The organism is Streptomyces violaceoruber, from assembly GCF_033406955.1.
In the GTDB taxonomy this organism is placed as follows: Bacteria; Actinomycetota; Actinomycetes; order Streptomycetales; family Streptomycetaceae; genus Streptomyces; species Streptomyces violaceoruber.
On sequence record NZ_CP137734.1, the window covers coordinates 14,697 to 34,866 of the forward strand.

Genomic DNA, 20,170 nt, shown 5'->3' on the forward strand with positions numbered 1-20,170 from the left:
TGTGGGTCGGCCGGCAGCATGTGGAGCACGGGCCGATCTGGTCGCCGGGACACGTGCGTGCTGATGTGTCGGGCTCGCTGGTGGGCGGCACGGGGGCGGTCATCTGGTTTCCTCGCCGCGATGTCCTGTGACAGCGAATCTTGACCGATTGCCACTGAGGTGTGACCGCCTGGAGGCGCTCTACCGGCGGACCGCCGAGATCAGTCCGCCGGGCCCGTCCTCGTGCTGCGGAAGGGTGCTCATCGGGCGGCCGTAGGCGACAACGCGCTCGCGCAGGGTGTGGCAGCTGGCTTCCCAGCCGTGCCCGGCCAGCCAGCCAACCGGGTCGTCGGGCATCTCCGAGACCCACATGGACGCCGCCGATCCCGGCACGGCACCCGCGGCGAAGCGCTCGATCACGCCGCGCGAGCCCAACGTCAGCCCCATCCGGCTGCCCGACGCCGACTGCTCGCCAATCCGGGCCAGCAGCAGCTCCACCGCGTCCTCGGGCAGATAGATCAGCAGTCCTTCGCCGATCCATGCGGTCGGAATCGCCGCATCGTGCCCTGCGGCGGCCAGCGCGCTCGGCCAGTCCTCACGCAGATCCACCGCGACGGTGATCCGCTCGCAGTGTGCGACGGCGCGCTCCTGGCGCAGCACCGAAGCCTTGAACTCCAGCGGTGCGGGCGTGTCGACCTCGAACAGTCGGGTGCCCTCGGGCCAGGCCATCCGGAAGGCCCGGCTGTCCATACCGGCGCCCAGCAGCACGACCTGCCGGACCCCGGACGCGGTGGCATGCTCCAACAGATCGTCCAGGAACTTCGTCCTGACGACGATGGAGAACGCCACGGCCAGCCGACGGCGGCGCGCAGCCTCATCATCAGGCAGCGGCGGCGAGGAGGGCCACAGCCCACCGGCGGCTGCGAAGGCCTGTGCCAGCGGGTCCCGGAAGAGCGCGTCTTCCCGCTCGCTCTCCAGCGCCCGCACCCTGGCCACCCCCACCGCCGTGGCCCACACCCCTGACGGCTGCACCCACTCCTGCTCACCAGTCACCACGCCAGCCTAACGAGCTCGTGCACGGTAAGCGGTGAGACGTCGGGCTCCTGATCGTCGATCATGGTCATGTGGTGGGGAACGCGTCTCGTGCAGCGATCATCAGCGACCGGAGGATCACGGGCCTGTCTGTTGACGTGATTGCTGAACTCGTATCTGAAATCGGCCCGTTGTGGCACGAGCGTCACGAGGCCCGGCTCACTTCCCGGCCGCGGAAACGGGCTGTGGGCGCAGGCGCGAAGCACCGGCTGGTGTTCGTCGACCGGCTCCTGGCCGCCCTCGTGCACCTTCGACACGGGGTCACCCACGACGTGCTGGCCTGCTGGTTCGGTGTGGGCCGCTCCACCGTCACCAGGGCCATCGGTGAGGTACGGCCCCTGCTCGCTGAGCGAGGCTACCCTGTCAGCCCCGACGTGCGGCTGCGGTCTCTGGCCGACGTCGTCGACCACCTCGGCGCGAGCGGGTCGACCGGCATCATTGACGGCACCGAGATCCGGGTTCGTCGGCCGGCCGCCGGACGCAAGGACCGCGACAAGTTCATCTCGGGCAAGAACAAGCAGAACGCCGTCAAGACCATGATCGTCACTGACGGCGAAGACCGCGTGCTGTGGTGCAGCCCGGCCCGTCCCGCAAGCTGCGCGGACATCATCCACGCCCGCCAGTTAGGGCTAGTCAAGCTCCTGGCCGACGGGCCCGCGGTCGAGATCCTCACCGATGCCGGCTACCAGGGACTGGGTGCACAGACCGGCGGCCGGGTGATCACACCACCACACCGCAAGTTCAAGAAGAACGCCCCGGACTGGTACGAGGAGGTGCACGAACGACAGCGCAAAGCCCACTCCTCACGCCGCATCCGGGTCGAACACGGTATCGCCCACCTGAAAAACTGGCGGTCCCTGGCCCGACACCTCGGTCGCCGTGTCGACGAGCTCGGGCGGCACTCGAAGCGCCGCAGTAATCGAGCAGTTCACGGCTTCGGGCTGCGCAGGTTCCGGCCGAGTCGGACTGCCGAACGAGTGTCTGCGCGCGCTCCGTGTCCGGATGTCGCGGAGCCGGAACGCTGTGTGGAGTTGCGCGATGCGCTGCCCTCGCCAAACCTTCGTTGGTCAGATGCGTGGACCGAGGAACAGGCCACCGCTTGCGTCGAGGATCTGCCCAGTGACCCAGCGGGCGGCATCGGAAGCGAGGAAGGCGACCACGTCGGCTACGTCGTCGGGCGCGCCCAGCCTGCTGAGTGCCGTCATGCCGGAGATCTGTTCGGTGAGGCCCGGCACGTCGAAGACAGCTCCGTTGCTCGCTGTCTTGGTGGCCCCAGGAGCGACCGCGTTCACCGTGATCCCACGAGAACCGAGTTGGGCGGCGAGGGTCTTGGTCATCGTCTCGATCGCGCCCTTCGTCATGGCGAAGGACGTCTGGGACGAGTTGGCCATCCGGGTTGCCACCGACGAGATCGAGATGATCCGGGCACCCTCGCGCAACAGAGGCAGTGCACGTTCGATGACGAAGTACGGTGCCCGCACGTTCACTGCGAACAAGTGGTCGAACTCCGCCCGCGTCGTGACGCCGAGTGCGCCGGCTGGTGCGGCCGCGGCGTTGTTGACGACGATGTCGAGCGGCCGACCGCCCAAGCCGGCCTCCACGCCGGCGAAGAGTGTCTCGACGTCGCCATCCACGCCCAGTTCGGCTCGGACGGCAAAGCCGGTCCCGCCGGCGTGTTCCATCGCGTCGAGCGTTGCCGCGGCCCCGGCCTCGTCCGTGCCGAAGTGCACGATAACCGTGACTCCTTCGGCCGCCAGTCGAGTCGCGATCGCCTGCCCGATGCCGCGCGAGGCGCCCGTCACCAGAGCCGTTCTGCCCGCCAGGTTGCCCACGTCTTCGCCCATCTGAATGTTAGTTACTAACATGATGGTAATGTCTAGCACATGAGTGAGCGGCAACCAAACCTGCGGGAACGACGGCGTTCCGAGACACGGCGCCTGATCCAGGCGCACGCGGTGCGACTGTTCACCGACCACGGCTACGACGCGGTAACGGTGGCCGACGTCGCCGAGGCCGCCGGCGTCTCCGCAATGACCGTGTATCGGCACTTCCCCACCAAGGAGGACCTCGTCCTCATCGATCAGCCCGCCCAGCTCATCGCCGAGCACGTTGCAGCGTCGTCCGCAGCACAACCCCTGGTGCGCCGCGTCGGCAGCGCGCTCATCGACGCGGCCACGAACTGGACCGGCGGCAACGGAGACGAACAGGCGGCGAACGAACGGTTCCTGCTGGACTGCCTCCGGCTCATGGTCTCGACCCCTGCGCTGCGGGCCCGGCACCTGGACAGCCAGTACGCGCTGCAACAGGCCATCGTCGATGCCCTCGGGGATGACGCGACCGGTCCTGACGCCGCGTTCCGCGCCCAGGCGGCGACCAGCGCCTGCATCGCCGCGATGCACACGGCGCTGACCCGCTGGGTCGAAGACGACGGACACACCAAACTGCCCGACTTGATCGCACGGGCACTCACCGCGTCCTTCGGCGATGACGCCGTAGCCACCCGCCGGAAGGACTGAGGCGCCACGGACCGGGCGCTGCCATCCCTCTCGCCATCGAACACAGCGCGGTGTCGATGCCCCCGAAGTGCTGAACATCGCTGTCGACACTCGTGAACAAAGCCAACAAGGCCCGCATTGGCTCCGTCGCCGTGAGCCGGGGGCACACAGAGCGGCTGGAGAAGGGGACAGAGGCCCCGCTCGGGTGTTTCTGTCCAACACCAAGAGCAGCGCGCCGGCCTAATCCGTTGTTGAGGACGGTGCGGCGGACGAAGTTGCCGGCGGACTGTTCGAGTACGGCGTAGATGCGGGACAGACGTCTCTTGGTTCCCCAGCCGCGACGCCCAAGGATAGATCGGCGCTGTTCGGAATCCACGTCATGCACCACGGACGTGTTGGTGCCCGTGGGCGCCGGGCGACACCTAACGCCAGCTGGGCCTTCGCGGGCTCGGTTGAGACAGGGATGCTCCCGACGCTCTCAGACGTCAATACCTCGACGTTGGTCACTCGTTGGTGTTGGTGGTGCGAGCCCGCTACCTGGTGACCTCCTGTGAAACCCGAGCGTTCTGAGCTCCCGGATAAACCGAGGCCCGTGGGGTGAGCCGGTGCCGCGAACGGCTACTGAGGTGGCGGACCGGCCCTTGCGTCGAGTCCTGGGATTAGGTCGCCGCGTGGTTCCGCATGAGCTCGTGACCTGCGCAAACTGCCGTATGGGGGGGAAGCATCTTGATCTACTGCGGCATTGCCTGGGCCGAGCGATCGCATGACGTCGCCTTGGTAGACGACAACGGCCAGTTACTGGCCAAGCGGCACATCACCGACGATGCCGCGGGCTACAAGGTCTTCCTCGGTCTGCTGGTCGAGTACGGCGACAGCGAGGAGAACCCCGCCTGCCGCACCGCCTCCTCCGAGAACGGCCGCAGATGCACGTGCGCGCAGGCGGGCCGATCTCTGCGCAGCCCCTTTAGATGTGGCCGACAGGGTGCGCGCGGCGGTGCTGTTGGCGCTCCGGCGGCGTGACGGTGGGCGCGCATCGAGGTGGAGTCGATATGGAAGCCCCCGTCGATGCCGCCCTCCGAGTCGGCAACGGCCTGAACGGCTTGGAGGTGGGCCAACGGGACCGAGGTGGAATCGAATCGAAGCGGAATCCCTGCCCGTCGGGCGGGACCGAGTTCCAAACCTGTGGCGTGTCGAAGGGCTGGAGTGATTCCCTTGGGCGAGCACGTGCGCCAGGGACGTTGTCGAGTTCGGTTGGGGTGTATGGCTGTGGCCGGTTACGGGACCCTCTCAGAGGTTTATGAGTGGCTGATGCCCGAAGGGAAGTTGACTCCCGCAGGCTCTGTCGCTGCGTTCGGTGACCTGGTCGAACGGCTTCCCCCGAAGGCGCGCGTTCTCGACTGCGCGTGTGGCACCGGGCAACTCGCAGTGGGTCTGGCCGCGCTCGGCCTGGACGTGACAGCGACAGACGCGAGCGCTGCGATGGCGCGCCGGACCCATCAACTCGCGGAGCAACACGGTGTCTCGCTGCGCACGTTGCGCGTCAGCTGGGACGAGCTGTCCGACCGTCTCGACGGCTCCCCGCCCTTCGATGTCGTCTTCTGCGTGGGCAACTCGCTCGCCCATGCCGAGGGTGCCTCTGCCCGGTTCGATGCACTCACCGCCATGTCGCGGCTCCTGAGCCGCGACGGACACCTCGTCCTCACATCCCGCACCTGGGAGCTCGTACGAGCGCGCGGATCTCGTCTGGACGTGGGTCCTCGACTCGTCCGGCGTCAAGGACGCGATGCGGTAGTCGTCTACAACTGGCAGATCGAGCAGCGCTGGGACGAAGAGCACCATCTGGAAATCGCTGTGGCACAGGTGACGGCGGATGGATCGGTGCTGACACGATCCGAGAGACTGTCGTGCTGGCCGTTCCGCCAGGAGGAACTCGTCTCACAGCTGCATGCGGTCGGACTTGAGGTGGAATCCAACACCTTCGACCCGGACGCAGAAAACTACACGGTGATCGCCGCAAAGAAGGAACGCGCCCAAAGCTGACCAAAGAGACAGGCCGTAAAGGGTGTTGTAGAAGCGACCAGGCCGCAGCTGACGGCGCCGGACCAGAAGGTACGGGGCACCGCAAACCTCCAAAACAGCCCCGAGCAGGGTGGTTCAGTCGGGCCTGTGGGGGCTGGTGGCGGGGTCGGCGCCGCTCCTCGGGGCGGCGGTGGGGTTCGGGCTCCGGTGCCGCAGAAGGTGATCGCAACGGTGATGGCCTTCGGAGCCGGCGTGCTGCTCTAGGCGGTCAGCTTCGAACTGGCCGGGGAGGCGTACGAGCAGGGAGGTCTGGCCTCCGCGGCAATCGGCACCCCGGCGTACACCGCGGGCAACGTGTGGCTGGCCCGACGCGGCGCCCGGCACCGTAAACGTTCCGGTCACCACCTGGACCATGCGCAGCCCTCCGAGAAGCAGCAGAGCGGTTCGGGTCTCGCCCTGGCCTTCGGTGCGTTGCTGGACGGTACTCCGGAGTCGGCGGTCATCGGCGTGAGTCTGCTCGACGGCGGAGCGGTGAGTCTGGTGACCGTGGGTCTACGGGGTGTGAGGTGCCGTCGCCGCGGCGAGCACCCTCTCCGCGTTCCTCGTGCACCATGCACCGTGGTCGGCGGCTCTTCCCCGGCGGTGATCGCCGCCGTGACGGCGGCCGCGGCCGGAGCGATCCTCGCGATGATCGCCGACACGATGATCCCGGAGGGTTCCAGGACGCCCACCTCGTCATCGGTCTGGTCACCATAAGCGGCTTCTTGGTCTCCTCCGCCCTCTCCCACACCTGACGACGCCCCCGGCAGCAAGCCCGGGCCGCCGCCGAAGGCGGTCGGCATCGTCGTCCATCGGGAAGCCGGCCCCGTGCCGACGGGCGAGTCCGCCGAACGAGACGGGCCGGGGCGTCGACGGCAGGCGTCAGCTCTGTGTTCGCCGACGGGACTTGCGCGCGTGCCGGACGAACACCTCACCGAGGCTGCCGACGAACATGCCCAGCGAACCCAGCACGAACAGCCACAGGGCGATCCTCTCCAGGCTGGGGAACAGGAAGCACACGCTGCCGATCAGGAACGCCGTGTTGCCGAACCCGCCGATGATCAAATGGATGAACGGGAAGTCCTGGAGCAGGTACCGCTCGAGTCGGGGCAGCACGCCATCATCCCTTCCGTGCCGGATCGTCCAGTGGCTGCATGGGGCTGTTGGGTACCGCCGGGAACAGCGCAGGAAACACCCGTCACCGTGCCGACCTCCGGCATCCACAAGAGCGGCTGCGGACAGCACCACGAGTACAGCACCGACGTCAAAGGCCACCGGTTCCCGCCCCTGCAAGACGCCTGCACCGGCAGCGGCCGGAAGCTCAGGGCCGCCTCGCACCCCAGCCCCTGACCCCGCACGCCTCAGGCTCGCCCGGTCAGGTACTGAACAGCGGCACCGTCCCCGGGTCCACGTCGGGACGGGCGCGGTGCAGCCGTACCGGGTGCCGCCGCCGGCCAGCCGCGTCCCGGGCCACGTCCACCACTCCCCCCACGATCCCGGGCCGAACGAGGGCGACGTCCAGGACGTCGCGCGCCCCAGCCCGCGGTGAACAGGCGGTGCCCGTCCACGAATGCCCGCCTGCTGCCGGCACCAGCAGCCCAGCCAGTGGCACCGCGACGGCGCGGGCGAGTGGAGTCGTCCGGCCGGTGCAGTGCAGCATGCCGGTCGCCCGCCGGGGCGGCAGGGCTCCTGACGTCGCTTCAAGCACAGGCCCTCCATCCCGGCCGCCGTCCAAGTCAGCCGCTCCCGTGCGGTGGTCGGATCAATGGTCGCTGCACACCACGTGAACGGGCCGGCCACACCTTCCCCGGTGAACAGGCATCCGGGGTGATGAGGTTGCCCACCAGGGTCACACCGTCGCGGTCAAAGCTGATCTTGCGCTGCACTCTGTACTCCTCTGTCGATATTCGAGAGTGCCTGTCGCGCGACATGCCCACAATGGGAAGAATCTTTCCTAGGTACTACGTAGCCCAGCCCAAGGGCAGCAAGGCGGGTGCCTTCCGCTGGACGCCACGGAGCGCGGCTAGGACTTGTCCGGCCGATCATGTTGCTGGTTAGGGTGCGAGCGTGTCGAAGACGAGCGTGAGCAACGAGACCAGCAGCAGGCTCTGCCTGTGGGTCGAGCCATGGGGAACCGATCACTGGATGCGTCCGGGCGAGGAGTTCACGGTGGTGACGAAGACGGAGGCGGAGGAGTCGCCGTTCAATGTGGTCGTGCATGGTCAGGGCATCACGGTCTGGGTGAACTCTGGCGACGATGCCGAGGTCTTCGACAAGAACGGAGGCCAGGTGCCGTGTGGGCACCAGAGGCCAGCCGAGGGCGTTCTTTGAGCTGCGTCCCGGATCTTCAGGTCCGGAGCCAGATCGCCACGGCTGCCGCTGTCGCGGTGCCAAGGTAGACGTAACCGCGCTTGTCGTAACGGGTAGCGACAGCTCGGGACTGCTTCAAACGGTTGATAGTCCGTTCGACGGTGTTTCGCTTTTTGTACCGCTCCTCGTCGAAGCCCGGTGGCCGCCCACCGCGTGAACCCTTGCGCAGACGGGCCGCATGGCTGTCGGTCTTCTCCGGGATCGTGTGCCGGATGCCCCGGCGCCGCAGGTACTCGCGACACGGCCCGTTGCTGTATGCCTTGTCCGCGGCGAGGCTGTCCGGCTTCTTGCGTGGCCTGCCCGGGCCGAGTTTGGGGACGCGGATCTTCTCCAAGACCGGCTTGAACTGGGTGCAGTCGGCCCTTTGACCTGGAGTGATGACCAGAGAGAGCGGACGGCAGCGGCCGTCCGCGCTCAGATGGACCTTGCTGGTGAACCCGCCCCGCGAACGACCCAAGCCCTCACTTCCAGCACCACCTCCACCAGGCGGCCGACGAGGCTCTGCCACGGCGTCTCGTCCTGGTGTTCCACCTCGTCGTCCCCCTTTGAGGCGGGCGCAGGGGGCGGATCGGTGCGGGCGCCGGCCGCGTGCTGATGGGCTCGGACGATGGTGGAGTCCACCGAGATGTCCCAGTCGATTTCACCTGCCGCGTCTGCTGCAGCCTGGACCTGCTGCAGCAGACGTTCCCAGGTGCCGTCGGCTGACCACAGCCGGTGGCGTTCGTAGACGGTTTTCCACGGGCCGAACCGCTCGGGCAGGTCCCGCCACTGAACGCCGGTCCGCACCCGGTGCAGAATCCCGTCGATCACCTGACGGTGATCCCGCCACCGGCCGCAACGACCGTTACTCACCGGCAGGAAGGGCAGCAGCCGTTCCCACTCGGCATCCGTCAGATCTCCCCGCCCCATGTCCGCATCAACGACCTGTGGACGAAGTAGTCACATGATCGGCCGGACAAGTCCTAGCCGCTTCTGCCCCGGCGCAACCGTCGCTGAGGGGCGCGCGGTACCAAGGTCGAAGCGACCTCCGGGGCTGACAGCCGGCACCGCGGCTTGACGTCCACCACCACAGGGCCGCGCTCGGTACTCAAGACGTAGTCCGGGACGTGCCGACGGACCCGCCCGTCGACCATGGCCTTCAGCAGAAACGGCTGCGCCACGCTGCCGTGCACGGAAGACTCGAAGTTGGCGAAGAGCAGGCGCGCCAGTTCAAGCCGAGATTCGTGGAGCACATGGCTCTGCGTCGGCGCTGACCAGTACGTTCCCGAGTAGTGCCGCTGTCCTTCTACCAGCGAAACGTGCGCCACGGTGCGGCCGAGCGCATGAGATTGAGCGAGGAGCAGACCGGACCCGGGCCTCGTCGACCGCACCATCCATATGGCGAATACTGAGAGTGATCGCAGCACTGCCCACGGCGTCCCCAGCGCGGGCCCGAATGCCGACCGACCCTCGTGCCAACAGACATTCGGCCACGGGATCTGAGATCCCACACTGGCCTCGCACGGGGCCGCCATGGAGGGTTTGCCGTGCCCCACACGATCTGGTCCGGTGCAGTCTCATTTGGACTGGTGGCCTGGTCACTTCCCTGAACTACTGCTGCAGTATCAGTTGTCGTTCACGTGAGCGGTGTACTGCCGGATCGTAGCCAACTTCGCCTCGAACTTGGGGTCGTTCCAGCGTGCAGTTAAGGCGCCTGGAAGCGTGAGAGCTCTGCCGTGCGCGCGGAGAACGCGCACGTAGGACCATGTGCCGTTCCGTCCTGTGCGGTATCGCTTCTCAACGCTCACGACCTCGTCCCAAGGGACTGCCCGATGGCTGAGGAGGGTTCGGAACTCCATGCCCTTTGGGGTGAGGAGCGTCGTTCCTGTCGCCTGATTGACCATGGAAAGCAGTACGAGGCAGGAGAAGGCGACGACGCCACCGATCCACCACCAGCGCTCGGTGCCTGGTGCCGTGAGTCCAGCCGCCACCGCCATACCGATCAAGGTCAGCGTCACGACCCCAGTCCGCCACCAATACCGCCTTCGCTCATCAGCATCGAGTTGGATCCGTGTCTGAAGTGGCACAGCCCGGATGCTACTGGTCCCCAAACTCAGTCATGGGTGTGTTCGCGACAGCCGCTCACTGCCCGGCCACGGCAGGACACTCGAGGCCCTGGCCGCCTGTGTTAGAGGGATCACGATCAAGATCGTTGGCGACGCCGTACGAGAGCTGCGGCAATCACCACTGCCAAGGTGGTGTTGGCGGCGCTCCAGAACATGAGCTTGGAGTTCGCCCCATTGACCGTCCGCAGCTCCCCGTCGGCATGGCGACAGAACGAGTCGGGTGGGAAGTACTGCGAAACAGGAGTGTCGCGCGTGCCGTAACAGGGCGAGGTCTCAGGAAACAGGCTCGGCTGAGCGCGCTGTGAGAGAGCCCAGCCGACGGAAACGGTCAGCCAACCGGCCAGCAAGAAGACGATCAGCATCCAGCTGGGCACCTTCGCGCGCCGTCCCAGCAACCACACCAAGGCGGTTAGCATGCCGATGACGACAGGCGCAGCAAGCAGCAAGATCAGAGCCATGATCTCATCACCATACTGATCAAAGACCCGACCGACGGGGCCTGGACGACGGGACATCCGGGATGCCTGGAAGTGTCGACCCCCGTGGGCTGGACTCCAGCTTTTTGATCTCGTTCTCTGCGCCGGCGAGGCTGACCTGCAGTCTCTCGACTTCCCCGAGCCAGCCCTCATTCTCTGCCTCGACGATACGACTGACCAGGTAGTCCCGGATCTCAACCAGTGCCGCATCAGACAACGTTCGCCTCGTTGTGATACGCCATCCAGGTGCAGGCCCTGACGGCGCGCGCCGGCCATGCGACCTACACCCGCCCGCACGGCATCCGGCATCTGTTCGCCGCCTACGACCGTCACGTGATCAACGGCATCCTGCACCGGGTGCGGACCGGGATGCAGTGGCGGTACCTGCCTGAACGCTACGGGCCACGCAAGACCCTCTACGAGCGCCACCGGCGCTGGCCGGCCGTCAGAACCTGGGAACGGCTGCTTCAGAAGGTGCAGGCCCAAGTCGATGCCGCCGGTGGGCTCGACTGGGACGTCTCGGTTGATACGACCTCGGTCCATGGCCACCAGCATGCGGCCGGCGTGCGGAAAGCTCCGCCGCCCGCATCGTCAAAAGGGGCAGCCGCGATGGCACACCGGAGCGGAAGACCGTGGGCGAGACTGTGCGCCCGCCTGGTGGAGGTGGTGCAGGAGGCGAGGAGCTCGGTCCCTCCCTAGGAGGCTTCACCACCAAGATCCACCTGAGTGCCGACGGCCGTTGCCCCGTGCTCTCACTGTTGCTGACGGCAGGCCAACGGGCTGACTGCACACAGTTCAAGCCACTCATGAAACGCATTCGAGTGCCTCGACTCGGGCCGGGCCGCCCGCGCACCACACCAGACAGCGTGAGCGCCGATAAGGCATACAGCAATCGTCGGACCCGCCGCTACCTGCGGCGACACGGCATCCGCCATGTCATCCTGGAGAAGAGCATCCAGGCCGGGATCCGCTTACGCCGGGGCCGTGTAGGGGGGCGCCCACCCGGCTTCGACAAGGAGCGGTACAAGGAGCGCAACACCGTGGAACGGGCGATCAACAGGCTCAAGAACTACCGAGCTGTGCCCACGAGGTACGACAAGCGCGCATACGTCTACCTGGGCACCATTACCGTCGCAGTAACCATCATCTGGCTCCGGACATGATCGACGGGACAGAACCTGGTGCTGGATTCCTCAAACGGTGCACACATACCGGCGTCGTAGCAGGCGAGTTGGCAGGGTCTCGGCATAGTCGGCGGGCGCCCGTTTTGTGATCACGCTAGGCCGAGGAGTGCGAGGGGGCGGCGGGCGTCGCGTGCGTTGCAGCGGAGGCCGGCGGCGATGTTCTTGATGCCGCTCAGCCGGAGGGCGCCGACGGCAAGGTTGCGCCAGGCTGCCATCGCGATCACGGGCACCTTTTCTGCATCGCCTGCTCACAGCAACGCTGCGGCCTCGCCCGCAACCCAGGTCTGCCAGACACGGCGGGTGTTCGGCAGGTCAGGGCGGTCAAGGAGCCAGAGCACGTACCCGGCGTGGCACCGGGCCCACGGACTGTCCGACTCCGTCGCCCGACCGAGCCTGTCCCGCAGATCAGCGCTGTCGACAGCCCGGGCCACTCGCACGTATTCGCGATCCTTGCAACGATACGCCCGGTGGACGACGATCTCGACCAGGTCGGTGAGCTTCGCCTTGATCGCCTCCTCGTGGCGAGCACGGGCCACCTCCCGGATCAGGCTCTGCTTCGTACCCCACGCCTTCGCATGCTGCGTCCACTCCAGCGGGTACTTCGCCTCCCACTCCAGGAAGAGCAACACATAGGGCAGCCCCGGCCACGTCGCCAGATCCCCGTTGGCAGGACCGCCCCACACCCCATCAGGCAGCGAACACCTCTGGGCCTGCTGATACTTCCGGCGCGCGTGCAGAAAGGCCGGTTCCCGGTACTGCTCGTCCGCTTCCAAAGGTTGCGTCAGCAGCCACGTCTCCGTTGGACCGGGCAAGTGCCTCCGCGACCTTCCTCTGTGTCTCCGCCAGACGGACGAGCGCTGCACCTCTCGCAACCGGATCCTCCGCTATAAGCCCGAACGCCCAACCCAGTCGCTCAGCCCACGCGCAAGCATCGTCCGCATCCGTATCTGCTCCTTCGACCACGCACGGAATCATCTCCTAGGGCGGTCGGCTTGCTCCAACCGATGGTGCGAGGGAGACGCAAGGGCTCCAGAGCACGATGGACGAGAGCAGGAACCGAATGCTCACTCTTCGTCTCAAATGATCACGAAAAGGGCAGTCGCCGACTACGCCAAAACCCTGGGCGAGTTGGTGGTGCGGGTCTTCCCCATACCCAGGGCCGGGTTCGGGTGTTGAGCTGGGCTGTTGCAAGGCGGGGGGCGTGTTCGACCTCGGGTGGCCCGGCGAAGGACTGGCCGGCGAGGGCGGCTTTGCGGAAGATGCGCCACCAGCCTTCCTGGAGGTTGAGCCAGCCGGCGCCGACGGGGATGAAGACGTGCCGGATTCTGGTGTGGTTCTCCAGCCAGGTGCGGGTGGAGGCGGAGGAATCACGTGTCCAGCCGGGCGCCAATCCCGTCGAGGACCATGCCGAGGAGCCGTTCGAACCGCCGGTCGCCGTCATCGTGGAGGTGCCCGGCCTCCTTGACCAGTGGCGCGCCTTCGCCGAGCCAGGCGTCGCGCTGGTCGATCGAGTAGCGCGACGGATCGGCCCCGGCGGCCTGGCGCCTCTCCTGCTCCTCAATGACGAAGCCGACGGCGAACGCGGTAACCAGGTCGATGGCGTCGTCCGCGTCGGCGGGCTTCCAGCCGGACGCGGTCCAGCGTTCGAACAACGGCTCCTTCATGCGGACCACGTCCGGGTCGGTGATCCGGGTGCCGCTGAAGATACGTGCCCCGTCGCGGTGGAGCAGGTACTCCGAGCGCAGCACGCGACCGTAGGCGGCGAGGTCGTCGCGCCATCCGTCGCCCGGCAGGACCGCGGCGAGGGCGTCGGCGACCCGGCGCATGACCTCGGTGGCCATCTCGTCGAGCAACTCCTGCTTGTTGCGCACATGCCAGTAGAGCGCGGAGGGGCGGACATCCAGCCGGGAGGCGAGTGTACGGACGGTGAGGGCGTCCATGCCCTGGTCGTCAAGGAGTTCGAGCGCCGCCGTGACGATCCGCTCCCGGGTGATGCCCTTGGTCATGCTTGACACCTTAACAGCGTTCAGGAATGCTGGCCACAGCACTGAACTTAGTTAAGGAGTGCCCGTGATGCGTGCTGCAATCGTCACCGCGCCCGATGCGCCGCCCGTCTGCGCCGACTTACCCGAGCCGACGGTCCCGCCCGATTCCGAGCCCCTGCACCTCGTCGGAGGCGGCCTGGACAACAACGGTCACGGGCCGGCCGCCCGGCGGCACTACGCCCGCGGCCGGATGAGGTACTCGTCGGTACGGGCGACTGGTCTGCACCGAGCGCGCGCGTCCGCCCTTCGGGACGACGGACGAGCGGCTGGTCGCTGTCTTCCAGGCGGAGGTTCCGGCGGGGGCGGATCCTCTCGATCGCCGCGGGCCTGAACCCCGGCCTGTCGCGCTGGATGGCCCTCACCGTGCGACGCAAGGAAGTGGGAGCGTTGGGCACCTTGCCGGTGCTGGACGCCACGGGACGTCGGGCAGCTTTGCCGCGCAGGGGGCACTGGCTCTCAGGACGCAGCGGGGTCATCGCCGCCGCGCGCCATCCGGAGGCGCTTGGACGGCTGCGCGACGCGGGAGCGACGACCGTGTCGCCGGCCCAGGGCGGACCCGACGCTCTGGAGCAGGCGCTGGCCGATGCGATGTCCGAGACGTCGCCCGGTCTCGTGCTGGACTGCCTGTGGGGGCCTGTCACCAAGGCATACTTCGCCGCGCTGCGTCGCAGCGGCGGGAACACCGGGGCGAACACGCCCCACGTGTAGATCGGCTCGTCCGCTGGCTTGGAGGCGTCGCTGTCCGCGTGACCTTGCTGCGCAACGGGTGAATCCGGATCACCGGGAGCGGCGTCGGATCGCGATCAGCCGGGGGATGCTCGCCGAGGCGCCCGAAGTCATGGCCCGCCTCGCCGACGGATCCCTGCAACTGCCCTGCACCGCTTTCCCGTTGAGCCGGGTCGGTGAGGCATGGGCACGCACTGGCCGCAGCCGCGCGCCGTCGTCGTGGCGGATCGAGCCATCCATCCATCAGAACGTGATCGGAGAAAGGAAAGCCATGCAGAAGAGGGCACTAGTGGTAGGGCTCGGGATCGCGGGGATGTCCGCGGCCATCGGGCTGCGCCAGGCAGGTTGGACACCGGTGATCGTCGAACGGGCACCTGAGCGACGTACCGGGGGCTACTTCATCTTCATGTTCCCGGAGGGTGTGCGGGCTGCGGCCGACCTGGGGATCGCCGACCACCTGCACACCCGCAACCCGGAATGGCGACCGGGCGGGAACTCGTGGTCGGTGGATCGCCGGGGCAGGCGGAAGCCGGCTCTGGGATTGCTGGACGCGCCCAGCGGGCTGGCAGCGGTGTTGCGCAGCGACATCGAGGCCGCGTTGTGGCAGGGCATTACCGGCGACGGGACCGAGGACGCCGTCGAGGTACGGTTCGCGACCACTCCGGTCGAGATCACCGAGGGCGCCGGCGGAGTGCGGGTCCTGCTCGAGGACGCCGGCACCGGGAAGCAGTACCTCGAGGAATTCGATCTCGTGGTCGGCGCGGACGGGATGCGCTCGAGCGTGCGCCGGATGGTGTTCGGTCCGGACGAGGACTACCTGGCGAACTGGAAGGCGATGATCTGCGCGTTCCAGATGAAGGAGCAGGTTCCCACGTACGAGGCGAGCGACAGCATCATCGTCTCGCGCCCCAAGCGTGCGATGTGGGTGTTCGGACTCGCCGATCACGCGCCCTGCGCGTGGCTGACCTACCGCACCGACGACATTCCGGACCGGTTCGCCGGGCCGTCGATCGAGCAGGTGCGCGCGGCCTTTTCCGGGATGGAGGACGACCCCGTGGTGCGCCACGTCCTGGACTCTCTGGAGCAGGCCCCTGACCACGTGTTCGATTCGATCCATCAGGTGAAGATGGACCGGTGGAGTACGGGGCGGGTCGTGCTGGTGGGGGACGCGGCCTGGTGCATGAACACCTACTCGGCCATGGGCTCCTCGTCCTCGCTGCGCGGTGGCGCCGCACTGGGCGCGGCCCTGCGGGAGCACCCCGACGACCTCGCCGCCGCCCTGGACGCCTGGGAGGTCGGCCTGCGTCCCTACATCACCAGCCAGCGGCGCTCCGCACGGATCAAACAACAGCGGTTCGTACCGTCCAGCCGCCCGGTCCAGGTGCTGGTTTCGGGCGTTCTCGATCTGGTCCGCAGGGTCGTCCACCGCCGGCTGGCGGCGGAGTTCACCGCGGCTGCGGCTCCGACTGCGGCCGCTGTCCCCTCCGGCAGGACGCGGTGACGGCCATGCAGAAGAGGGCGTTGGTGGTGGGGCTCGGGATCGCGGGGATGTCCGCGGCGATCGGGCTGCGCCGGGCCGGTTGGACGCCGGTGATCGTCGAACGGGCGCCCGAGCGGCGCACCGGGGGCTACTTCGTCGGGCTGTTCCCGGAGGGCCGACAGGCCGCGGTCGACCTGGGTATCGCCGACCACCTGCACACCCGCAACCCGGAACGCGCGGCCGGCACGAATGCGTGGTCGGTGGATCGCCGAGGCAGGCGCAGGCCGGCTCTGGGATTCCTGGACCAACCCGGAGGGCCGGCAGCGGTGCTGCGCGGCGACATCGAGGCCGCGCTGTGGCAGAGCATCACGGGTGTCGAGGTGCGGTTCGCGACCACTCCGGTCGCGATCACCGAGGGGCCTGCCGAGGCGCAGGTCCTGCTCGAGCACGCCGACACCGGTGGCCAGTACCGCGAGAGCTTCGACCTGGTGATCGGCGCGGACGGAATGCGCTCAAGCGTGCGGCGGATGGTGTTCGGTCCGCACGAGGACCACCTGACCACGTGGAACGCGATGATCTGCGCCTTCCAGCTGAAGGAGCAGGCGCCCACGTACGAGGCGAGCGACAGCATCATCATCGCGCGCGCCAAGCGGGCGGTGTGGGTGTTCGGGCTCGCCGACCACGCGCCCACCGCGCTGCTGACCTACCGGACAACGGACATCCAGGAGCAGTTCAGCGGGTCGCGACTCGAGCGGCTGCGCGCGGTCTTCTCCGGGATGGACGATCCCACGGTGCGCCACGTCCTGGATTCCCTGGAAGAGGCCCCTGACCACGTGTTCGACTCGGTACACCAGGTGCGGATGCCGCGGTGGAGTACGGGGCGAGTCGTGCTGGTGGGGGACGCGGCCTGGTGCATGAACCTCTACTCGGGCATGGGCGCCACGTCCTCGCTGCGCGGTGGCGCCGCACTGGGCGCGGCCCTGCAGGAGCACCCCGACGACCTCGCCGCCGCCCTGGACGCCTGGGAGGTCGGGCTGCGTCCGTTCATCACCAAGCACCAGCGCGCCGCGCGGCTCAAGCAGCAGATGTTCGTCCCGTCCAGCCGTCGGGCCGAGGCGTTGCGCTCGGTCCTCGTCGGTTTGGCCCGCAGGGTCCGCGGCCGCCAGTCGGCGACGGAGTCGGGCGGTCCGCAGGACGTGGCGCTGTCAGGCACGTTGCGGTGACGACGGTGTCCGCATCGACGAGGGACGACGCGTGTCGCCGGACCTGGTGTGCTGAGGACATCGTGATAGCCGGGGGCTCGCGCCTCTGCTCGTGAGGAGTCAGAGGATCCTGTCCAGGAAACTGCGTCTCGCCCTTCCAGTAGCCGCGGCCGCCGTCATACCGCCCGGAACATCACACGCCATCGATAGCGTGAACTGCGGCCCGTTCGACTATCTGCGACCCGATGTGCGCTTCGAGAACGCCAACGGCCCACAGCCAAAGTTACTGCTTCGCCAACAAGGGCACCTACAGATTCACAGAGAGCGGGCCGGGCACCACCGTGTGGGTCGACAAGATCTCCACGGGAAACAACTGGGTCAACTATCACGACGCGAACGGGACAACCGTCGCCTACCGCAAGCACTACATCATCTCCTTTCCCACCAGGCCGCCCCACGTCGACTGGATCGAAATCCTGTAGCAGTACGGGTTGGCATGCTGCTGCCGGGCCTCGCTCACGCCGCCGCCCGGCAGCGGTCCCTGTTCGGTGTGGAGGCGTCCGGCGCCGGGCTGCCCTTGGCCCGTGACTGGGTCTTCATGGAACACCCGCCCGCCAGGATGCACATCGGACTTGTTGTGGACGAGGCAGGACCGTCCATGGCGGTGGTCCTGGACCAGACCCGGGCTGCTGCCACAGCCGGCTTCGGCGGCTGATACAGCAGGTGAACCGGACGGGGTCGACCCGAACCGATGACAGCCCCGGCATGCCGCCGAGTAAAGGACGATACTGCGGCACGCCCATCGAGAAACGAGGAGAAATTGCTGAATTCGCTGGTGCGCAAGAACCTGGCCATTGGGCTAGTGATCACGGCCGTCATGACGACGCTGTCAGTGTTCATGGCGGACGACGGCAGCAGGATGGCGGAATTCAAGATGTCCCTGATGGTGGGCTTTTTGGTGACGGGGGCAGTGACGGGGGGCACCTGGTTGGTCCAGCGGAAACGTTCGGCACCGTGACGGGCGTTGGAGCGCCGGCCCTGCACTTTTCGGCGCTCCAACGGCATCACCTTGTCAGTGAGCCTCGTTCATCCTGTGGTGACCGGTGAAATCGGCTGGTCAGCGGCTGCGATGGCGAAGCAGGGTCACGTCCCTCTGGTGACCTTCTGGTGGTGTAGGGATCAGTTGTCCGAGGCCGCCGCACGGATCAGCGTCTCAGTGCAGTTCTTGGTGCAGTGGGACGATGAGCGTGTGCCGCGGGTTCAGAGCTTGGCGCTGTTCGACGCCTTGGCCTCGACCGAGAGAACGTCGCACGCCAACCCCGGCAAGCACGGGGAGACCCCGGCATTCGAGCTGGAGAGCACGCTGAGGTTCTTCGCCCGGCACCTCGGCTGATACCGCCGCCTGCAGTCCACGACGCGCCGATCGAGAACCGGATCCCGATCGGCGCGTTCACTGAAACTGGTCGGCGTGGCCGACAGAGTTCAGGTTCGACACATCGACGATGACGAGGGACAGCGCCTGCTCGGATCATCCGCTGAGGCACCGATTCAGTGGTTACATGGCGGCGGGCACAGATGGCCCTCCTGTTCGCGCGGGGCATGGTGGGCCGAACGCGGGGGCAAGCACGAGGACCCCGCCCGGGAACCGCGCCGCAGGCGGCGGGCCATGTACAACCGCTACGGCGGTGTGCGCCACCTCTTCGCAGCCCTGGACCTGGCCCGGGACAAGCTCTACGGCTACATCAAGCCGATCAAGAAGCGCACCCAGTTTCTGGAGTTCTGCCGCTACCTGCGCACTCTCTACCCGGCCCAGGTCCGCATCGCGGTCGTCTGTGACAACTTCTCCCCGCACCTGACCACGAGGAAGTGCCGGCGCGTCGGCGACCAGGCCACCGCGAGCAACGTCGAGATCGCCTACACGCCGACGAACAGCGCCTGGCTCAACCGCATCGAAGCCCAGTTCGCCGCCCTGCGCTACTTCACCCTCGACTGCACCGACCACACCACCCACAAGGAGCAGGGCAACATGATCCGCCGCTACGTCATCTGGCGAAACCGCCACGCCGACGACCAACGCCTACAGGAGGTCGTCGACAGGGCGAACGTTGCCTGACGCAGCACCAGCCAGGTGGGACCGGCTCCTCCGAAGAGCCCGTCGCGGACACGTCCACCGGGAACTCCTTCCAGCACACGGTGCGGCCCGGGCGCTGGACCATACGCCCCCCGGAGAACGGCGGAGTCGCCGTTGTGGGCCGAGGACGCGAGGACGACCAGGACACTCAGTTCCCTTCCGTCCAATTGGTCAGGGCTTTCGAGGGGCTTGCCCGTTGGTGCGTGTATGCGTCACGGTGCACCGGGGTGAGTCCGGATCGCTTCCAGTCCGCCGATGACCATGGCCACGGAGAACTCGGTCGCGGTGGGCAGGTCGTAGCGCGAGTGGTCCACTGATGCGGTGTAGGCGGGAAGGGTCTCGCGAATGTGGTCGGACATGACGGGGGCCGGCAGCCCCTGGGCGAGACCGAACGCCTGGAACTCGACCATGGCGACGACCAGGCGCAGTTGGTCTCGCCGGAAGCCTCCGTCGATCAGTGCGGCGAACATCGGCTCGTAGACCGCGATGGAACGGTCGCAGGCTACGGCGGTGGTGGAGAGGAGCGGCAGGATGCGTCGGTGTCTGGCGTAGAGGGCGGTGAGCCGGCGCAGGAGGTTGGCCACGGCCTCGCGCCAGTCGTGCGCCGGCCCGACGGACTCCATCCGTTCCAGCATCCGCAGCCGGGCGAGATCGATGACCTCCGCCCGGCCTGTGACATGGGAGTAGAGCGAGGACGGGGCGACGCCGAGGTGCCGGGCCAGCTGAACCATCTGCACGTCGCCAGTACGGTCGACGAGTTCGATCGCGCCGTCCGCGATCCGTGCAGCAGACAACAGCTGCGTCTTCGGTCTGGCCACGCCCTGCAC

At 67.5% G+C, this 20,170-nt stretch carries 23 protein-coding genes and 5 pseudogenes; 16 read left to right on the plus strand and 12 right to left on the minus strand.

Annotated elements, in window-relative coordinates; all coding sequences use genetic code 11:
* Nucleotides 1–180: 180 nt before the first annotated feature.
* Nucleotides 181–1,032: a class I SAM-dependent methyltransferase gene (locus R2E43_RS00080; RefSeq protein WP_030873193.1), complete on the minus strand. Its 852-nt coding sequence runs from the start codon at nt 1,030–1,032 to the stop codon at nt 181–183.
* A gap of 281 nt (nt 1,033–1,313) precedes the next feature.
* Here R2E43_RS00080 and R2E43_RS00085 point away from each other — a divergent pair.
* Nucleotides 1,314–1,895, plus strand: a pseudogene (locus tag R2E43_RS00085) (transposase family protein); the annotation flags it as partial.
* A gap of 243 nt (nt 1,896–2,138) precedes the next feature.
* Here the strand turns inward: R2E43_RS00085 and R2E43_RS00090 are convergent.
* Nucleotides 2,139–2,915 (minus strand): SDR family oxidoreductase, encoded by a 777-nt coding sequence (locus R2E43_RS00090; RefSeq protein WP_332055751.1) that lies wholly within the window; start codon nt 2,913–2,915, stop codon nt 2,139–2,141.
* A gap of 39 nt (nt 2,916–2,954) precedes the next feature.
* On the opposite strand from R2E43_RS00090, the gene R2E43_RS00095 reads away from it, so the two are divergent.
* From R2E43_RS00095 to R2E43_RS00115, 4 genes and pseudogenes are all read left to right on the plus strand, one after another.
* Nucleotides 2,955–3,587, plus strand: a complete 633-nt coding sequence (locus tag R2E43_RS00095; RefSeq protein ID WP_332055752.1) for a TetR/AcrR family transcriptional regulator — start codon at nt 2,955–2,957, stop codon at nt 3,585–3,587.
* Between the two features lie 705 nt (nt 3,588–4,292).
* Nucleotides 4,293–4,586 (plus strand): hypothetical protein, encoded by a 294-nt coding sequence (locus R2E43_RS38935; protein WP_408649105.1) that lies wholly within the window; start codon nt 4,293–4,295, stop codon nt 4,584–4,586.
* 288 nt (nt 4,587–4,874) lie between these two features.
* Nucleotides 4,875–5,606, plus strand: a complete 732-nt coding sequence (locus R2E43_RS00110; protein WP_136208479.1) for a class I SAM-dependent methyltransferase — start codon at nt 4,875–4,877, stop codon at nt 5,604–5,606.
* A 109-nt stretch (nt 5,607–5,715) separates the two neighbouring features.
* Nucleotides 5,716–6,379: pseudogene (locus tag R2E43_RS00115) on the plus strand (ZIP family zinc transporter).
* Between the two features lie 127 nt (nt 6,380–6,506).
* On the opposite strand, the gene R2E43_RS00120 reads toward R2E43_RS00115, so the two are convergent.
* Nucleotides 6,507–6,740, minus strand: coding sequence for a YrhK family protein (locus tag R2E43_RS00120; RefSeq protein WP_319125307.1), 234 nt, complete (start codon nt 6,738–6,740; stop codon nt 6,507–6,509).
* Nucleotides 6,741–6,827: 87 nt separating this feature from the next.
* Here R2E43_RS00120 and R2E43_RS00125 point away from each other — a divergent pair, with 87 nt between their 5' ends.
* On the plus strand, nt 6,828–6,974 hold the full coding sequence (locus R2E43_RS00125; RefSeq protein ID WP_173668790.1) for a hypothetical protein: 147 nt from the start codon (nt 6,828–6,830) through the stop codon (nt 6,972–6,974).
* 25 nt (nt 6,975–6,999) lie between these two features.
* Here the strand turns inward: R2E43_RS00125 and R2E43_RS00130 are convergent, their stop codons facing one another.
* Together R2E43_RS00130 and R2E43_RS00135 are read right to left on the minus strand one after the other, a co-directional pair.
* Entirely contained in the window at nt 7,000–7,332 is a 333-nt protein-coding gene (locus tag R2E43_RS00130; protein ID WP_332055753.1) for a hypothetical protein, read from the minus strand.
* A gap of 28 nt (nt 7,333–7,360) precedes the next feature.
* Entirely contained in the window at nt 7,361–7,510 is a 150-nt protein-coding gene (locus tag R2E43_RS00135; protein ID WP_319130627.1) for a hypothetical protein, read from the minus strand.
* Between the two features lie 181 nt (nt 7,511–7,691).
* Between R2E43_RS00135 and R2E43_RS00140 the strand changes: the two genes are divergently transcribed.
* Entirely contained in the window at nt 7,692–7,955 is a 264-nt protein-coding gene (locus tag R2E43_RS00140) for a hypothetical protein (RefSeq protein ID WP_332055754.1), read from the plus strand.
* 16 nt (nt 7,956–7,971) lie between these two features.
* On the opposite strand, the gene R2E43_RS00145 is transcribed toward R2E43_RS00140, so the two are convergent.
* The 3 genes from R2E43_RS00145 to R2E43_RS00155 all read right to left on the minus strand — a co-directional run bounded on the left by R2E43_RS00145 (nt 7,972) and on the right by R2E43_RS00155 (nt 10,557).
* Nucleotides 7,972–8,903, minus strand: a protein-coding gene (locus R2E43_RS00145; RefSeq protein WP_408649106.1) for an IS5 family transposase whose coding sequence is annotated in 2 segments (ribosomal slippage) — nt 7,972–8,568 and nt 8,571–8,903 — 930 coding nt in all. Because the reading frame shifts where the segments join, the coding sequence is not laid out codon by codon here.
* Between the two features lie 695 nt (nt 8,904–9,598).
* Nucleotides 9,599–9,991: a PH domain-containing protein gene (locus R2E43_RS00150; RefSeq protein ID WP_231909049.1), complete on the minus strand. Its 393-nt coding sequence runs from the start codon at nt 9,989–9,991 to the stop codon at nt 9,599–9,601.
* Between the two features lie 185 nt (nt 9,992–10,176).
* Nucleotides 10,177–10,557, minus strand: a complete 381-nt coding sequence (locus R2E43_RS00155) for a hypothetical protein (protein WP_332055755.1) — start codon at nt 10,555–10,557, stop codon at nt 10,177–10,179.
* A gap of 345 nt (nt 10,558–10,902) precedes the next feature.
* Between R2E43_RS00155 and R2E43_RS00160 the strand changes: the two are divergent.
* Nucleotides 10,903–11,738: pseudogene (locus R2E43_RS00160) on the plus strand (IS5 family transposase); the annotation flags it as partial.
* 110 nt (nt 11,739–11,848) lie between these two features.
* On the opposite strand, the gene R2E43_RS00165 reads toward R2E43_RS00160, so the two are convergent.
* The 3 genes from R2E43_RS00165 to R2E43_RS00175 all read right to left on the minus strand — a co-directional run bounded on the left by R2E43_RS00165 (nt 11,849) and on the right by R2E43_RS00175 (nt 13,765).
* Entirely contained in the window at nt 11,849–11,983 is a 135-nt protein-coding gene (locus R2E43_RS00165) for a hypothetical protein (protein WP_258876802.1), read from the minus strand.
* A 24-nt stretch (nt 11,984–12,007) separates the two neighbouring features.
* A complete protein-coding gene (locus R2E43_RS00170; RefSeq protein WP_332055756.1) occupies nt 12,008–12,571 on the minus strand; it encodes a hypothetical protein in 564 nt (187 codons plus the stop codon).
* Nucleotides 12,572–13,126: 555 nt separating this feature from the next.
* Nucleotides 13,127–13,765, minus strand: coding sequence for a TetR/AcrR family transcriptional regulator C-terminal domain-containing protein (locus R2E43_RS00175; RefSeq protein WP_011031918.1), 639 nt, complete (start codon nt 13,763–13,765; stop codon nt 13,127–13,129).
* A gap of 402 nt (nt 13,766–14,167) precedes the next feature.
* On the opposite strand from R2E43_RS00175, the gene R2E43_RS00180 reads away from it, so the two are divergent.
* The 8 genes and pseudogenes from R2E43_RS00180 to R2E43_RS00215 form a co-directional block, all read left to right on the plus strand.
* Nucleotides 14,168–14,512 (plus strand): hypothetical protein, encoded by a 345-nt coding sequence (locus R2E43_RS00180; protein ID WP_332055757.1) that lies wholly within the window; start codon nt 14,168–14,170, stop codon nt 14,510–14,512.
* Between the two features lie 289 nt (nt 14,513–14,801).
* Entirely contained in the window at nt 14,802–16,031 is a 1,230-nt protein-coding gene (locus tag R2E43_RS00185) for an FAD-dependent monooxygenase (RefSeq protein WP_078653483.1), read from the plus strand.
* Nucleotides 16,032–16,036: 5 nt separating this feature from the next.
* Entirely contained in the window at nt 16,037–17,233 is a 1,197-nt protein-coding gene (locus R2E43_RS00190) for an FAD-dependent monooxygenase (protein WP_030872865.1), read from the plus strand.
* Between the two features lie 224 nt (nt 17,234–17,457).
* Nucleotides 17,458–17,694 (plus strand): beta/gamma crystallin domain-containing protein, encoded by a 237-nt coding sequence (locus tag R2E43_RS00195; protein WP_011031913.1) that lies wholly within the window; start codon nt 17,458–17,460, stop codon nt 17,692–17,694.
* Nucleotides 17,695–17,708: 14 nt separating this feature from the next.
* Entirely contained in the window at nt 17,709–17,927 is a 219-nt protein-coding gene (locus R2E43_RS00200; protein WP_011031912.1) for a hypothetical protein, read from the plus strand.
* 120 nt (nt 17,928–18,047) lie between these two features.
* Nucleotides 18,048–18,230 carry a hypothetical protein gene (locus tag R2E43_RS00205; RefSeq protein WP_231909045.1) on the plus strand — a complete coding sequence of 61 codons (183 nt, stop codon included), beginning with the start codon at nt 18,048–18,050 and terminating at the stop codon, nt 18,228–18,230.
* Between the two features lie 174 nt (nt 18,231–18,404).
* Nucleotides 18,405–18,605: pseudogene (locus R2E43_RS00210) on the plus strand (hypothetical protein); the annotation flags it as partial.
* Nucleotides 18,606–18,806: 201 nt separating this feature from the next.
* Nucleotides 18,807–19,325: pseudogene (locus tag R2E43_RS00215) on the plus strand (transposase); the annotation flags it as partial.
* 230 nt (nt 19,326–19,555) lie between these two features.
* Here the strand turns inward: R2E43_RS00215 and R2E43_RS00220 are convergent.
* A complete protein-coding gene (locus R2E43_RS00220) occupies nt 19,556–20,161 on the minus strand; it encodes a TetR/AcrR family transcriptional regulator (protein WP_037898187.1) in 606 nt (201 codons plus the stop codon).
* Between the last annotated feature and the right edge of the window lie 9 nt (nt 20,162–20,170).

Excerpts from the sequence above, each read along its gene's own strand:
- R2E43_RS00190 (WP_030872865.1), top strand. The coding sequence starts at position 16,037 with ATGCAGAAGAGGGCGTTGGTGGTGGGGCTCGGGATCGCGGGGATGTCC.
- R2E43_RS00090 (WP_332055751.1), bottom strand. The coding sequence starts at position 2,915 with ATGGGCGAAGACGTGGGCAACCTGGCGGGCAGAACGGCTCTGGTGACG.
- R2E43_RS00195 (WP_011031913.1), top strand. The coding sequence starts at position 17,458 with ATGTGCGCTTCGAGAACGCCAACGGCCCACAGCCAAAGTTACTGCTTC.
- R2E43_RS00175 (WP_011031918.1), bottom strand. The coding sequence starts at position 13,765 with ATGACCAAGGGCATCACCCGGGAGCGGATCGTCACGGCGGCGCTCGAA.
- R2E43_RS00200 (WP_011031912.1), top strand. The coding sequence starts at position 17,709 with ATGCTGCTGCCGGGCCTCGCTCACGCCGCCGCCCGGCAGCGGTCCCTG.
- R2E43_RS00155 (WP_332055755.1), bottom strand. The coding sequence starts at position 10,557 with ATGGCTCTGATCTTGCTGCTTGCTGCGCCTGTCGTCATCGGCATGCTA.
- R2E43_RS00110 (WP_136208479.1), top strand. The coding sequence starts at position 4,875 with ATGCCCGAAGGGAAGTTGACTCCCGCAGGCTCTGTCGCTGCGTTCGGT.
- R2E43_RS00185 (WP_078653483.1), top strand. The coding sequence starts at position 14,802 with ATGCAGAAGAGGGCACTAGTGGTAGGGCTCGGGATCGCGGGGATGTCC.
- R2E43_RS00095 (WP_332055752.1), top strand. The coding sequence starts at position 2,955 with ATGAGTGAGCGGCAACCAAACCTGCGGGAACGACGGCGTTCCGAGACA.